This window comes from Streptomyces sp. NPDC029169 (assembly GCF_055563935.1).
In genome coordinates, this window is record NZ_JBVHXA010000012.1 from 165,943 (window position 1) to 180,096 (window position 14,154).

Sequence of the window (14,154 nt, forward strand, 5' to 3'; positions counted from 1 at the left end):
TGTGTCTTCTGGAAACGTGCTCGAACTCCTCCCCGCCGTCGACGTCCGCGACGGCCAGGCCGTCCGCCTCGTGCACGGCGAGTCCGGTACGGAGACCTCCTACGGCTCCCCGCTGGAGGCCGCCCTCGCGTGGCAGCGCTCCGGCGCCGAGTGGCTGCACCTGGTCGACCTGGACGCCGCCTTCGGCACCGGCGACAACCGTGAGCTGATCGCCGAGGTCGCCAAGGCGATGGACATCAAGGTCGAGCTCTCCGGCGGCATCCGCGACGACGCCTCGCTCGCCGCCGCCCTCGCCACCGGCTGCACCCGCGTCAACCTGGGCACCGCCGCCCTGGAGACCCCCGAGTGGGTCGCCAAGGTCATCGCCGAGCACGGCGACAAGATCGCCGTCGGCCTCGACGTCCGCGGCACCACGCTGCGCGGCCGCGGCTGGACCCGCGACGGCGGCGACCTGTACGAGACGCTCGCCCGCCTCGACTCCGAGGGCTGCGCCCGCTACGTCGTCACCGACATCGCCAAGGACGGCACGCTCCAGGGCCCGAACCTGGAGCTCCTGAAGAACGTGTGCGCCGCCACCGACAAGCCCGTCGTGGCTTCGGGCGGCGTCTCGTCCCTGGACGACCTGCGTGCCCTGTCCGGGCTCGTCCCGCTGGGCGTCGAGGGCGCGATCGTCGGTAAGGCGCTGTACGCCAAGGCGTTCACCCTGGAGGAGGCGCTGGAGGCGGTGGCTTCCGTATGACCGAGTCCGGACGCGGCGCGGTCCGCAAGGTGATCACCGGGGCTCCCTGGGAGGAGCAGTTCGGCTACTCCCGCGCGGTCGAGTTGCCGAACGGCACGGTCCTCGTCTCCGGCTGTACGTCGGTGGTCGGCGGCCAGATCGCCGGCGGCGGCCCGTACGAGCAGGCGATCAACTCCTTCAACGTGGCCTTCGACGCGCTGAAGCAGCTCGGCCTGGGCCCGGAGGACGTCGTGCGGACCCGGATGTACATCACCCACGCACGGGACGTGGACGAGGTCGGCCGCGCCCACAAGGAGCTGTTCGACGCCGTCCGCCCGGCGGCTTCGATGATCATCGTCTCCGGCTTCGTCGACCCGAGCCTGGTCGTCGAGGTCGAGGTCGAGGCCTACAGGAGTGATGCGGCATGAGCCTCGCCGTACGAGTGATCCCCTGCCTGGACGTGGACAACGGCCGGGTCGTCAAGGGCGTCAACTTCCAGAACCTGCGCGACGCGGGCGACCCCGTCGAGATGGCGAAGCTGTACGACGCCGAGGGCGCCGACGAGCTGACCTTCCTCGACATCACCGCCTCCTCCGGCAACCGGGAGACGACCTACGACGTGGTGCGCCGCACCGCCGAGCAGGTCTTCATCCCGCTGACCGTGGGCGGCGGGGTGCGCTCGGCGGAGGACGTGAACAAGCTGCTGCGCGCCGGCGCCGACAAGGTCGGCGTCAACACCGCCGCCATCGCGCGGCCCGAGCTGATCCGCGAGATCGCGGAGCGCTTCGGCCGCCAGGTGCTCGTGCTGTCCGTGGACGCCCGCCGTACGGCCTCGGGGTCGTTCGAGGTGACCACGCACGGCGGCCGCCAGGGCACGGGCATCGACGCCGTCGAGTGGGCGCACCGGGCCGCCGAGCTGGGCGCGGGCGAGATCCTGCTCAACTCGATGGACGCGGACGGCACGAAGGACGGCTACGACACGGAGATGATCGCGGCCGTGCGCAAGCACGTGACCGTGCCGGTGATCGCCTCCGGCGGCGCCGGCAGGCTCGCCGACTTCCCGCCGGCGATCGAGGCGGGCGCGGACGCGGTGCTCGCGGCGTCGGTCTTCCACTTCGGTGACCTGCGGATCTCCGAGGTCAAGGACGCGCTGCGGGAGGCGGGGCACCCGGTCCGCTGAACCGCGCGACGAGAGGGCCCCCGAGTGGGGCCTTCTTCTTCGCCAGATACGCAGGATTATTTGTGCAATTTCAATTGCGCAAGTTTTCTTGTATATCTACGGTGGCGGACATGACAGCACCCGAATCGGGCCGGATCACCGACCTCGGCACTCTGAAGGCGATCGCGCACCCCCTGCGCATGCAGCTCTACCGAGCCCTGTTCGTCGCCCGCACCGCCACTGCGTCGCAACTCGCCGAGCAGGTCGACGAGGCCGTCTCGCTGGTCAGCTACCACCTGCGCAAACTCGCCGACCACGGGCTCATCGAGGAGGCCGAGGCGCAGTCGGCGGACGGGCGCGAGCGCTGGTGGAAGACGAGCACCGACGGCATCAGAGTCGAGGACAGGGACCTGAGCGACGCCCCGGAGAAGGTCGCCGTCGGCATCGCGTTCAGCCGTACCGTCGCCGAGCAGAGGGCCGAGCTCCACCGCCGCTTCCTCGACGAGAAGTCGACGTGGCCACAGGAGTGGCGCTCGGCCTCGCTCAGCTCCGAGTGGCTCCCCCGCCTCACCGCCCCCGAACTCGCCGCCCTCGGCCAGGAGCTGGAGGCGGTCCTCAGGAAGTACGACCAGCAGGCCCGCGCCGCCGAGGCGGCCGGCGACACCGAAGGCCGCGAAAACGTCGCCGTCCACATCCACGGCTTCCCCTACCGCTCATGACGGCGCGCACCGAGGCTCCGGCCGCCGTCCCCGGTGTCCTTCCTGCCCACCGCGACCCGAACGTCCTGCGCTGGGTCGGCGCGTACACCGCCTCCACCCTCGGCGACAGCGTCTACCACCTCGCCCTCTCCTGGAGCGCCGTCCGGGGCGGCACCCCCGCCGAGGCCGGTCTTGTCATGGCCGTCAGCGCCGTCCCCCGCGCGCTGCTCATGCTCGGCGGGGGAGTGATCGCCGACCGCTTCGGCCCACGCCGGGTCGTCGTCCTCTCCGACACCGTCCGCTGCCTCGTCGTCCTCGGCGTCGCCGCCCTCCTGCTCCTGACCAGCCCGGCCCTCTGGGTGCTCGCCGCCGTCGCCCTCGTCTTCGGCACCGTCGACGCCCTCTTCCTGCCCGCCGTCGGCGCCCTGCCGCCCCGGATCGCCCCACGCGGCCAGCTCGCCCGCGTCCAGGGCATGCGCGGACTCGCCTACCGCGCAGGACTCGTCCTCGGCGCCCCGCTCGGCGGCCTTGCCGTCGCCGTCGGCGGGCCGGCCGCCGCGTTCGGAGCCGCCGGGCTGCTCTTCGCCTTCTCGCTGCCGCTGCTCCTGGCGCTCCGGATCAGCCCGCTGCCCGGCGGCGAGCCGTCCCGGGACGGGGACGGCACCGCGCTCCGCGACCTCGCAGACGGCCTGCGCTACCTCCGTCGCCACCGCGTCCTCGGCCCGCTGATGATCGTCATCGCGCTCAGCGACCTCGGCTTCGTCGGCCCCCTCAACGTCGGCCTCGCGCTCCTGGCCGATCAGCGCGGCTGGGGCGCCGCCGGCATCGGCTGGGTCCTCGCCGGGTTCGGTACGGGAGCGGGCGCCGCGTCCCTGCTGCTGACGGTCCGGGGCCGTATCCCGCGCGCCGGGGCGGTCATGGCCTGGACGATCACGAGCGGCGCGGCCTCGATCGCCGCCCTGGCGTACGTACCGCAGCTGCCGGTCGCGGTAGCCGTCGCGCTCTCCATCGGCCTGCTCGCCGGGCTCAGCGGCGCGCTGTGCGGGGCGCTCACCCAGACCGAGTGCGACCCCGCGTACCTCGGCCGGGTGACGGCCGTGTCCAGCTTCTTCAGCCTGGGCGTCGCCCCACTGAGCTTCCCCCTCACAGGCGTGGCGGTCGGCCTGTGGGGCCTCGGCCCGGTGTTCGCGGCCAGCGCGGCCGTCTGCGCGCTCGGCGGCGTGTACGGACTGTCCGTACGGTCCGTACGGAGGGCGGAGCTGCCCCGCGAGGGCCGGCCTAGAGCGGGCACTGTCCTGGGCTGAACGCCCCCGCGGGGGCCCGCCCCCTAGATCCCCAGCTGCTTCGTCTCGTGCAGTCGCTCGATCGCGTCCGGCTCCCCGTCCAGCTCCACCTTCGCCGTGTCCTGGCGGCCGAAGACGAACATCGTCAGCTCGCCCGGCTCCCCGGAGACCGTCACCACCGGGGTGCCGCGGTGCGCCACCGCCGTCTGGCCGTTCGGGCGGCGGAGGACCAGGCCCACCGGGGCCTTGCGGCCGAGCAGCCGGGCGCCCTTCTCCAGGCGGGACCAGAGGACGTCCGAGAAGACCGGGTCCAGCTCGCGCGGCGACCAGTCCGGCTGGGCGCGCCGGACGTCCTCCGCGTGGACGTAGAACTCGACCGTGTTCGCCCCCTCGTCCACCTGCTTGATCGTGAACGGGGACATCCGCGGCGGCCCCGTACGGATGAGCTGGATCAGCTCCTCGTACGGCTTCTCCGCGAACTCCGCCTGCACCCGGTCGAGCCGTGCCTTCAGCGCCGGCACGAGCGTTCCGGCGGCCGCGTCCGGACGGCGCTCGCGCACCACCACATGGGCCGCCAGGTCGCGGGTCCGCCAGCCCTCGCAGAGCGTCGGGGCATCGGGCCCGGCCGCCTCCAACAGGTCGGCGAGCAGAAGGCGTTCACGCTTCGCATGGGTCGACATGCCCGCCAGCGTACGGCCGCGGCCCCCCGTCCGCCCAGTGGACGCGCATCCGGACGCACCCCCCGACCACGGCACAATGGGCGCATGAGCAGCAATCTCGACCCGGCCATCGCCGCCCGCCTCAAGCGCAGCCCGGACGGACTCGTCCCGGCCATCGCCCAGCAGTACGACACCGGCGAGGTGCTGATGCTCGGCTGGATGGACGACGAGGCCCTCCACCGCACCCTCACCACCGGCCGCTGCACCTACTGGTCGCGCAGCCGCCGGGAGTACTGGGTCAAGGGCGACACCTCCGGCCACGTCCAGCACGTCAAGTCCGTCGCCCTCGACTGCGACGCCGACACCGTGCTCGTCAAGGTCGACCAGGTCGGAGCCGCCTGCCACACCGGCGCGCGCACCTGCTTCGACGCCGACGTCCTCCCCCTGGGCAAGTAGGGTCTGGCGCCATGGATCTCGAGACCTTCCGCAAGCTGGCGGCCGACCGCCGCGTGATTCCCGTCAGCCGCCGGCTCCTCGCGGACGGCGACACCCCGGTCGCGCTCTACCGCAAGCTCGCCGCCGAACGCCCCGGCACGTTCCTCCTCGAATCCGCCGAGAACGGCCGCTCCTGGGCCCGGTACTCCTTCATCGGCGTCCGCAGCGACGCCACCCTGACCGTCCGGGACGGCGCCGCCCACTGGCTCGGCACCCCGCCCGTCGGCGTCCCCACCGACGGCGACCCGCTCGCCGCGCTGCGCGCCACCGTCGAGGCCCTGCACACTCCGCGCGACCTCGCGTCCGGGATGCCACCGTTCACCGGAGGCATGGTCGGCTACCTCGGGTACGACATCGTCCGCCGCCTGGAGCGCATCGGGGACTCCACGCGTGACGACCTGGAGCTGCCCGAGCTGACCATGCTGCTCACCAGCGACCTCGCCGTCCTGGACCACTGGGACGGCACGGTGCTGCTGATCGCCAACGCGATCAACCACAACGACCTGGAGACCGGTGTCGACGAGGCGTACGCGGACGCCGTCGCCCGTCTCGACGCCATGCAGGCCGACCTGGCCCGCCCGGTCGCGAGCGTCCCCGCCGCCCTCCCGCCCTCCGAGCTGCCGGAGTTCTCCGCGCTCTGGGGCGGCCCGGCCTACCAGGACGCCGTCGAGGACATCAAGGAGCGGATCCGGGCGGGCGAGGCCTTCCAGGTGGTCCCCTCGCAGCGCTTCGAGACCCCGTGCCACGCCTCCGCGCTCGACGTCTACCGGGTGCTGCGGGCCACGAACCCGTCCCCGTACATGTACCTCTTCCGCTTCGAGAACGGCTTCGACGTCGTCGGATCCAGCCCCGAGGCCCTGGTGAAGGTCGAGGACGGACAGGCGATGGTGCACCCCATCGCCGGGACGCGGCACCGCGGCGCCACCCCGCACGAGGACCACGACCTCGCCGAGGAGCTGCTCGCCGACCCCAAGGAGCGCGCCGAGCACCTGATGCTCGTCGACCTCGGCCGCAACGACCTCGGCCGGGTCTGCGAGCCGGGTTCCGTGGAGGTCGTCGACTTCATGTCGATCGAGCGGTACTCGCACGTCATGCACATCGTGTCGACGGTGACCGGGCGGGTCGCTGAGGGGAAGACGGCGTTCGACGTCCTCACCGCCTGCTTCCCGGCCGGCACGCTCTCGGGCGCGCCGAAGCCGCGCGCGATGCAGATCATCGAGGAGCTGGAGCCGACGCGGCGCGGACTGTACGGCGGGTGCGTCGGCTATCTCGACTTCGCGGGCGACTCCGACACCGCCATCGCCATCCGTACGGCCCTGCTGCGCGACGGCACCGCGTACGTGCAGGCCGGAGCCGGTGTCGTCGCCGACTCGGACCCGGTCGGCGAGGACAACGAGTGCCGTAACAAGGCCGCGGCGGTGCTGCGCGCCGTACACACCGCCAACCGGATGAACGGCGCATGACGGCGTAAGGGATAGTGGGGTGCGTGAGTGCTGTTCCCGTACCCCAGCCCCGAGCCGCTCGCGCGGGCGGCGCGGCCGCCGCGCCCGGCGGCCGCCGCAGCCTGGCCGCGGCTCTCCTGCTCGGCGCCCTCGGCGCCACCGTCGTACTGCTGTCAGCGGGCCAGATCTGGGCCGAGGGCACGGCGTCGGTCGGCGGCGGCACGGTGCCCGTCTCGGCTGACGGCGGCGCCGTCACCGGCGTGCCGACGGCGCTCGCAATCGTCGGCCTCGCCGCGCTCGTCGCCGTCTTCGCCGTCCGCCGCGCCGGGCGCACGCTCGTCTCCGGGCTGCTCGCGCTGAGCGGCGCGGGCGCGGCGGTGGCCGCGTTCCTCGGCGCGTCCGACGGCGACGCGCTGGACGCCGAGGCGGCCCGGATCACCGGCGACACCGCCGCGGCGGTGTCGGACCTCACCCACACCGCGTGGCCCTACGTCACCGCGGCCGGCGCCCTGCTGATCCTCGCCGCGGGCCTCCTCGCACTGCGGTTCGGCACGACCTGGCCGGCGATGGGCGGCCGCTACGACCGCCCGGGCACCCCACGCACCCCCCGCACCACCGCCCCGGACCGCCCCGAGGACCTCTGGCAGGCCCTGGACCGCGGCGAGGACCCGACGCGCGAGGGCTGAGCGGGGGCGGGGGACGGAGCCGGGGGCGCGCAGAGGGGCGGCGCGGGACCCGGGCGCGGAGCCGGGGGGTGGAGCGGCGGCTTGATCGGCGCTGGGACGGGCGCGGAACGGTGCGTGGAGAGGGGCCGGCGCGACGCGTGATCGGCGCGGGACCCCCGATTCATCCCCGCGCCCTTGTGTGCGGGACAATGAACGACGAGCGTCCGCGCAGGCGAGACCTCACCATCGAGCCACCACCGAGCAACAGCAACGAGGAGCAACTCATGGCGGGCAGCGCCCACGGACACACCCCGGCCGCCTGGACCGGTGTCATCATCTCCTTCATCGGCTTCTGCATCGCCGGAGTCTTCATGGTGGCGGCCAACGTGGCCGGCTTCTGGGCCGGTATGGCCGTCATCCTCCTCGGCGGCGTGGTCGGCCTGGCGATGAAGGCGGCGGGCCTGGGCATGCCGAAGGACTCGGCGGCGGTCGTCGAGGCGCGCGAGGCGGCGACGCTGAAGACGCGCGTCTGACGAGCGCGGCACACGACACGCGCGAAGGCGCAGTCCGGCAGGGCCGGGCTGCGCCTTCGCGCGTGAGGGGCGAGAATCACCGGGTGGACGCGAAGCCCACGGCTCCCGCCGTGCCCGACATTGCCCCCGCCCCCACGGGGCCGACGCCATCTGCCGACACCCCGGCCGCCGACGCACCCACGTACGCCGCAGGCGTGGCGGGTCCTGTGGGGAAGTCGGGGGCTCTCGGGTACCCCGGGTCCGCGGATGTGCCCGGGCACCCTGGGTCCGCGGACGTCCCCGGGTACCCCGGATGGCCGGGCATCTACGGGGGCCCCGGCCCGGTCGCCGGACCGCACCGGCCCCTCGCCGTGCGGCTGCTCGCGCCCCTCGGGACGCTTGGCGGTGTCGTCGCCGCCTTCGCGTACGTCGGGGCCGTCGATCCCAACGAACCCGGGCACTATCCCGTCTGCCCGCTCCTCCGCTTCACCGGTCTCTACTGCCCCGGCTGCGGCGGGCTCCGCAGCGCGCACGCCTTCGTCCACGGCGAGCTCGGCGCCGCGTTCGGTGCCAACGCCCTCGCCGTCGTCGGCTACGGCATCTTCGCCGTCGTCATCGCCCTCTGGCTGATTCGCGCCGTACGCGCCGTCCCCATGAGGGTCGCCATCGCCCCCGCCTACTGGTGGGGCATCGGGGCCGTCCTCGCCCTCTTCACCCTCGTGCGGAACCTCCCGTTCGGCTCCGCGCTCGCCCCATGACCCTCCCGGGAAGTCCCAGCAGGTGGGACGCATGTCGGCCGGATGCGGGTCCCGAGCCTCCGTGCGGATACCATCGACGTGGCTGAACCTGGTTCATCTGCACCACCGTCACCATCACCGTCCCGGAAGGGGGCCTCTCGCGTGAGTGTGCTCGACGAGATCATCGAAGGCGTGCGCGCCGACCTCGCAGAGCGGCAGGCGCGGGTCTCCCTCGACGAGCTCAAGGAGCGCGCCGCCAAGGCGCCGCAGGCCAAGGACGGCGTCGCCGCACTGCGCGGCGAGGGCGTCACGGTGATCTGCGAGGTCAAGCGCTCCAGCCCGTCCAAGGGCGCGCTCGCCGCGATCGCCGACCCGGCCGGTCTCGCCGCGGACTACGAGGCGGGCGGCGCCGCCGTCATCTCCGTGCTCACCGAGGAGCGCCGCTTCGGCGGCTCGCTCGCCGACCTGGAAGCCGTACGCGCCCGGGTCGACATCCCGGTCCTGCGCAAGGACTTCATCGTCACGGCGTACCAGCTGTGGGAGGCCCGGGCCTACGGTGCCGACCTCGCGCTCCTGATCGTCGCCGCCCTCGAGCAGGAGGCCCTCGTCTCCCTCATCGAGCGCGCCGAGTCCATCGGCCTGACGCCGCTGGTCGAGGTCCACGACGAGGACGAGGTCGAGCGCGCGGTCGACGCGGGCGCCCGGATCATCGGCGTCAACGCGCGGAACCTCAAGACCCTCAAGGTCGACCGCTCCACCTTCGAGCGGGTCGCCCCGGAGATCCCGGCCGGCATCGTCAAGGTCGCCGAGTCCGGCGTCCGCGGGCCGCACGACCTCATCGCGTACGCCAACGCCGGCGCCGACGCGGTCCTGGTCGGCGAGTCCCTCGTGACCGGCCGCGACCCGAAGGCCGCCGTCGCCGACCTCGTCGCCGCCGGCGCCCACCCGGCCCTGCGCCACGGGCGGGGCTGACCCCGCCATGACCCCGCGCCGCGTCACGCCGACCGCCCAGGGCCTCGCCGCCCGGGGCGCCGTCGGCATGCCCGCGGCGGCGGTCACCTCCGCGCGGACGGCCGACGTCGCCGGTCTCGTCGCCCCCAGCCGCGCGATGCGCACCCGGCTCCGTACCGCCGCCGCGCCCGCGCACGCCCCGCTGGCCCGGGGCTGCCGCCCGCGCGGCTGCCGGGCGCCGGCGCGGCGGGTCCACGGGCGCCGCGTGCGGTACGTGATCGGCAGCGAGCCCGGTCAGGTCAACGGCATGCGATGGCGCCCGCGCCCCGCGCGCACCCTCACGACCGACAACGCTTAGCCACCTCGCCCGTTGTGGGCATTCGTTCCGCTGGGGCGGAACGGGTGGGCACAACGGACGGCGCCTTCGCGGGCGCGTCCGCTCCCTGGCCCCCCGCCACCACGAGGGCGCCGCACCCGTGGGTACCGCACACCATGGGAGCCTGGGCCCGGCAGGGGCGCCGTCCCGTGTGCCCACCCGTCCCGCCCAGCGGGACGATTGCCCACACGGGGGCGTGGACGGCCACGGCGTTGCCGTACGGCGTGAGGCGGTCGCGCGCATACCGTGACCATCAACCGCACGCGATCCGGGGCACCCGCCCCGCGAGGAGCATCCGCATGTCCAGCGAGTTCTTCATTCCGGACCCGGAGGGTCAGGTCCCCACCACCGAGGGCTACTTCGGTGCCTACGGCGGCAAGTTCATCCCGGAGGCCCTCGTCGCCGCCGTGGACGAGGTCGCCGTCGAGTACGACAAGGCCAAGGCCGACCCCGAGTTCGCCCGCGAGCTCAACGACCTGATGGTCAATTACACCGGCCGCCCGAGCGCCCTCACCGAGGTCCCCCGGTTCGCCGAGCACGCCGGCGGCGCCCGGGTCTTCCTCAAGCGCGAGGACCTCAACCACACCGGCTCGCACAAGATCAACAACGTCCTCGGCCAGGCCCTGCTCACCAAGCGCATGGGCAAGACCCGGGTCATCGCCGAGACCGGCGCCGGTCAGCACGGTGTCGCCACCGCCACCGCCTGCGCCCTATTCGGGCTCGAGTGCACCATCTACATGGGCGAGATCGACACCCAGCGCCAGGCGCTGAACGTCGCCCGGATGCGCATGCTCGGCGCCGAGGTCATCCCCGTGAAGTCCGGCAGCCGCACCCTCAAGGACGCCATCAACGAGGCGTTCCGCGACTGGGTCGCCAACGTCGACCGGACCCACTACCTCTTTGGTACGGTCGCAGGACCGCACCCCTTCCCCGCCATGGTCCGCGACTTCCACCGCGTCATCGGCGTCGAGGCCCGCCGCCAGATCCTGGAGCGCGCCGGCCGCCTCCCCGACGCGGCCATCGCCTGCGTCGGCGGCGGATCCAACGCCATCGGCCTCTTCCACGCCTTCATCCCCGACACCGACGTCCGCCTCATCGGCTGCGAGCCGGCCGGCCACGGCGTCGAGACCGGCGAGCACGCCGCCACCCTCACCGCCGGCGAGCCCGGCATCCTGCACGGCTCGCGGTCGTACGTCCTCCAGGACGAGGAGGGCCAGATCACCGAGCCGTACTCCATCTCGGCCGGTCTGGACTACCCGGGCATCGGCCCGGAACACGCGTACCTCAAGGACAGCGGCCGCGGCGAGTACCGCGCCGTCACCGACGACGCGGCCATGCAGGCCCTGCGGCTGCTCTCCCGTACCGAGGGCATCATCCCGGCCATCGAGTCCGCGCACGCGCTCGCCGGGGCCCTGGAGGTCGGCAAGGAGCTGGGTCCCGAGAGCCTGCTCCTCGTCAACCTCTCCGGACGCGGCGACAAGGACATGGACACGGCCGCCCGCTACTTCGGGCTGTACGACGGGACCGAGGGGGACTCCAAGTGAGCGGGAACATCCAGCTGCTCAGCGACACGCTCGCCAAGGCCAGGGCCGAGAACCGTGCCGCTCTCATCGCCTACCTCCCGGCCGGGTTTCCGACCGTGGACGGCGGCATCGAGGCGATCAAGGCCGTCTTCGACGGCGGCGCCGACATCGTCGAGGTCGGCCTCCCGCACAGCGACCCGGTCCTCGACGGCCCCGTCATCCAGACCGCCGACGACATCGCCCTGCGGGGCGGCGTCAAGATCGCCGACGTGATGCGGACCGTACGGGAGGCCCACCAGGCCACCGGGAAGCCCGTCCTCGTCATGACGTACTGGAACCCCATCGACCGCTACGGCGTCGAGCGGTTCACCGAGGAGCTGGCCGCGGCCGGCGGCGCGGGCTGCATCCTGCCGGACCTGCCGGTCCAGGAGTCCGCGCAGTGGCGAGAGCACGCCGAGAAGCACGGTCTCGCGACCGTCTTCGTCGTCGCCCCCAGCAGCAAGGACGCGCGGCTCGCCACCATCACCGCGGCCGGCTCGGGCTTCGTCTACGCCGCCTCCCTCATGGGCGTCACCGGCACCCGCGAGTCCGTCGGCGCCGAGGCCGCCGACCTCGTCCGCCGTACCCGCGCCACCTCCGAACTGCCGGTCTGCGTCGGGCTCGGCGTCTCCAACGCCGCGCAGGCCAAGGAGGTCGCGGGCTTCGCCGACGGTGTCATCGTCGGCTCCGCCTTCGTCCAGCGGATGCTCGACGCCGATGGCGAGGCCGCCGGACTCGCCGCCGTAAGGGAACTGGCGGGCGAACTCGCCGAGGGCGTGCGGCGAGTTTCGTAGCCCGTTCGGGTGGATCTACGACCGGGGAGGCGCGGACGCGCCTCCCCGGTTCGTTGCTGAGGGCGTGAGCCAGAAGAACAGTGACGGTAATCGGAGCGCGCGGGAGCGCCTCCAGCAGCAGCGCGAGCGCGAGAAGGCCCGGGAGAAGCAGCGGCGCATCCTGATCGTGTCGGCAGCGGTCGTCGGCGTCCTCGGCCTGGCCGCGATCGCCGGAGTGATCGCGGCCAACACCGGGGGCGACGACGGCGGCTCGGACAAGGCGGGCCCGGTCGTCGCCCCGACCGGCGCCATCGACGGCGACAAGCCCGCGATCCTCACGGGGAAGCCGGACGCCCCGTCGACGCTCCAGGTCTGGGAGGACTTCCGCTGCCCGGCCTGCGCCTCCTTCGAGAACGCGTTCCGGGACACGATCCACGAGCTGGAGGCGTCCGGCGCGCTCAAGACGGAGTACCACCTCGCGACCCTCATCGACCGGAACATGGGCGGCAGCGGCTCTCTGCGCGCGGCGAACGCGGCGGCGTGCGCCCAGGACGCGGGGAGGTTCACCGCGTACCACGACGCGCTGTACATCAACCAGCCGCAGGAGACGGACGACGCCTTCGGGAAGAACGACAAGCTGATCGAGCTGGCGGCGAAGGTGCCGGGCCTTGACACGCCCGCCTTCCGCAGCTGTGTCGAGGACGGCACGCACGACAGCTGGGTCGGGAAGTCCAACGATGCCTTCGTGAAGGGCGACTTCCGGGGCACGCCGTCCGTGCTCCTCAACGGAGAATCGATCTTCCCGACGAAGGGGAACGAGCAGATCTCCCCGGAGAACCTGAAGAAGTGGGTCGCCGAGGCCAACAAGGGCAAGAAGGCGGGCACGGCCTCGCCGGCGGGCTGACATCCGCCGGGCTGATCCTCTTAGTTACCCAGACGTTGCCGGGTGGGCTGCCGTGACGCCCGCCCGGCAGGGTAGCGTCGGTCCTGCCATGGACCTTGCCTTCATTCCCAGCCCGTCGACCGGTGTCCTCCACCTCGGACCGGTTCCGCTGCGGGCCTACGCCTTCTGCATCATCATCGGTGTCTTCGTCGCCGTCTGGTACGGCAACAAGCGCTGGATCGCCCGGGGCGGCAAAGCCGGCACCGTGGCCGACATCGCCGTCTGGGCGGTGCCCTTCGGCCTCGTCGGCGGGCGTCTCTACCACGTCATCACCGACTACCAGCTGTACTTCAGCGAGGGCGAGAACTGGGTCGACGCCTTCAAGATCTGGGAGGGCGGCCTCGGTATCTGGGGCGCCATCGCGCTCGGTGCGGTGGGCGCCTGGATCGGCTGCAGGCGGCGCGGCATCCCGCTGCCGGCGTACGCGGACGCCATCGCGCCCGGCATCGCCTTCGCCCAGGCCATCGGCCGCTGGGGCAACTGGTTCAACCAGGAGCTGTACGGCAAGCCGACCGACCTGCCGTGGGGCCTGGAGATCAGCGCCGGCACGAACCGCGAGGCCGGGATCTACCACCCGACCTTCCTGTACGAGTCGCTGTGGTGCATCGGCGTCGCGCTCCTGGTCATCTGGGCCGACCGCCGCTTCAAGCTCGGTCACGGGCGGGCCTTCGCGCTGTACGTCGCCGCGTACTGCACGGGCCGGGCGTGGATCGAGTACATGCGGGTCGACGAGGCGCACCACGTGCTCGGCCTGCGGCTGAACGTCTGGACGGCGATCATCGTCTTCGTCCTGGCCGTCGTGTACATCGTGATCTCGTCGCGGCTCCGCCCGGGGCGCGAGGAGATCGTCGAGCCGGAGAGGGACAAGCCGGCCGACGACGGTACGGGGGCGGGCGCGACCGAGCCGAAGGATGAGGTCGAGGACGAGGGCGCGATCCAGGACGCCGAGGGCGAGGCCGATCGGCACGACGCCGCCGACGAGGCGGACGGCGCACCGGCGAACGGTACGGAGTCCGCCGCCAAGGGCTGACGACCGGACACGCACGGCTCACAGGGCACACACAGGGCCGGGGGGGGGGGGGGGGGGGGGGGGGGGGGGGGGGGGGCCGGGGGGGGGGGGGGGGGGGGGGGGGGGGGGGGGTGGGGGGGGGGGGGGGGGGGGGGGCTGTGAAGGCGACAGG

17 protein-coding genes are annotated in these 14,154 nt (G+C 73.1%); 16 read left to right on the plus strand and 1 reads right to left on the minus strand.

The window, feature by feature from the left end; translation table 11 throughout:
• The first annotated feature begins 1 nt into the window (after position 1).
• The 5 genes from priA to ACZ4VI_RS22735 all read left to right on the plus strand — a co-directional run bounded on the left by priA (position 2) and on the right by ACZ4VI_RS22735 (position 3,879).
• Positions 2–739, plus strand: coding sequence for a bifunctional 1-(5-phosphoribosyl)-5-((5-phosphoribosylamino)methylideneamino)imidazole-4-carboxamide isomerase/phosphoribosylanthranilate isomerase PriA (gene priA, locus ACZ4VI_RS22715; RefSeq protein WP_468001766.1), 738 nt, complete (start codon positions 2–4; stop codon positions 737–739).
• Positions 736–1,146, plus strand: coding sequence for a RidA family protein (locus ACZ4VI_RS22720; protein WP_468001768.1), 411 nt, complete (start codon positions 736–738; stop codon positions 1,144–1,146). The genes priA and ACZ4VI_RS22720 overlap by 4 nt, the downstream gene beginning before the upstream one ends.
• On the plus strand, positions 1,143–1,898 hold the full coding sequence (hisF, locus tag ACZ4VI_RS22725) for an imidazole glycerol phosphate synthase subunit HisF (protein WP_468001770.1): 756 nt from the start codon (positions 1,143–1,145) through the stop codon (positions 1,896–1,898). The genes ACZ4VI_RS22720 and hisF overlap by 4 nt, the downstream gene beginning before the upstream one ends.
• A gap of 110 nt (positions 1,899–2,008) precedes the next feature.
• Positions 2,009–2,596, plus strand: coding sequence for an ArsR/SmtB family transcription factor (locus tag ACZ4VI_RS22730; protein WP_468001772.1), 588 nt, complete (start codon positions 2,009–2,011; stop codon positions 2,594–2,596).
• Positions 2,593–3,879 (plus strand): MFS transporter, encoded by a 1,287-nt coding sequence (locus ACZ4VI_RS22735; RefSeq protein ID WP_468001774.1) that lies wholly within the window; start codon positions 2,593–2,595, stop codon positions 3,877–3,879. Before ACZ4VI_RS22730 ends, ACZ4VI_RS22735 begins: the two co-directional genes overlap by 4 nt.
• A 23-nt stretch (positions 3,880–3,902) precedes the next feature.
• Here the strand turns inward: ACZ4VI_RS22735 and ACZ4VI_RS22740 are convergent, their stop codons facing one another.
• The gene (locus ACZ4VI_RS22740; protein ID WP_468001776.1) at positions 3,903–4,538 is read right to left on the minus strand and encodes a TIGR03085 family metal-binding protein; all 636 of its coding nucleotides are present in this window, start codon (positions 4,536–4,538) and stop codon (positions 3,903–3,905) included.
• Positions 4,539–4,622: 84 nt separating this feature from the next.
• Between ACZ4VI_RS22740 and hisI the strand changes: the two genes are divergently transcribed.
• The 11 genes from hisI (at position 4,623) to lgt (ending at position 14,003) form a co-directional block, all read left to right on the plus strand.
• The gene (gene hisI, locus ACZ4VI_RS22745; RefSeq protein ID WP_468001778.1) at positions 4,623–4,973 is read left to right on the plus strand and encodes a phosphoribosyl-AMP cyclohydrolase; all 351 of its coding nucleotides are present in this window, start codon (positions 4,623–4,625) and stop codon (positions 4,971–4,973) included.
• An 11-nt stretch (positions 4,974–4,984) separates the two neighbouring features.
• On the plus strand, positions 4,985–6,475 hold the full coding sequence (locus tag ACZ4VI_RS22750; protein ID WP_468001780.1) for an anthranilate synthase component I: 1,491 nt from the start codon (positions 4,985–4,987) through the stop codon (positions 6,473–6,475).
• A 14-nt stretch (positions 6,476–6,489) separates the two neighbouring features.
• Complete coding sequence (locus tag ACZ4VI_RS22755) at positions 6,490–7,140, plus strand: TIGR02234 family membrane protein (protein WP_468001782.1); 651 nt, start codon at positions 6,490–6,492, stop codon at positions 7,138–7,140.
• Between the two features lie 263 nt (positions 7,141–7,403).
• The gene (locus tag ACZ4VI_RS22760) at positions 7,404–7,652 is read left to right on the plus strand and encodes an HGxxPAAW family protein (protein WP_468001892.1); all 249 of its coding nucleotides are present in this window, start codon (positions 7,404–7,406) and stop codon (positions 7,650–7,652) included.
• Between the two features lie 83 nt (positions 7,653–7,735).
• A complete protein-coding gene (locus tag ACZ4VI_RS22765; RefSeq protein ID WP_468001784.1) occupies positions 7,736–8,389 on the plus strand; it encodes a DUF2752 domain-containing protein in 654 nt (217 codons plus the stop codon).
• Positions 8,390–8,530: 141 nt separating this feature from the next.
• Complete coding sequence (trpC, locus tag ACZ4VI_RS22770) at positions 8,531–9,340, plus strand: indole-3-glycerol phosphate synthase TrpC (RefSeq protein ID WP_361432948.1); 810 nt, start codon at positions 8,531–8,533, stop codon at positions 9,338–9,340.
• 136 nt (positions 9,341–9,476) lie between these two features.
• Complete coding sequence (trpM, locus tag ACZ4VI_RS22775; protein ID WP_468001894.1) at positions 9,477–9,677, plus strand: tryptophan biosynthesis modulator TrpM; 201 nt, start codon at positions 9,477–9,479, stop codon at positions 9,675–9,677.
• Between the two features lie 317 nt (positions 9,678–9,994).
• Positions 9,995–11,239, plus strand: a complete 1,245-nt coding sequence (gene trpB / locus ACZ4VI_RS22780; RefSeq protein WP_468001786.1) for a tryptophan synthase subunit beta — start codon at positions 9,995–9,997, stop codon at positions 11,237–11,239.
• The gene (gene trpA / locus ACZ4VI_RS22785; RefSeq protein WP_468001788.1) at positions 11,236–12,051 is read left to right on the plus strand and encodes a tryptophan synthase subunit alpha; all 816 of its coding nucleotides are present in this window, start codon (positions 11,236–11,238) and stop codon (positions 12,049–12,051) included. Before trpB ends, trpA begins: the two co-directional genes overlap by 4 nt.
• Before the next feature lie 64 nt (positions 12,052–12,115).
• Positions 12,116–12,934 carry a DsbA family protein gene (locus ACZ4VI_RS22790; RefSeq protein WP_468001790.1) on the plus strand — a complete coding sequence of 273 codons (819 nt, stop codon included), beginning with the start codon at positions 12,116–12,118 and terminating at the stop codon, positions 12,932–12,934.
• A gap of 88 nt (positions 12,935–13,022) precedes the next feature.
• Positions 13,023–14,003, plus strand: a complete 981-nt coding sequence (lgt, locus tag ACZ4VI_RS22795; protein WP_468001792.1) for a prolipoprotein diacylglyceryl transferase — start codon at positions 13,023–13,025, stop codon at positions 14,001–14,003.
• Positions 14,004–14,154: the final 151 nt, after the last annotated feature.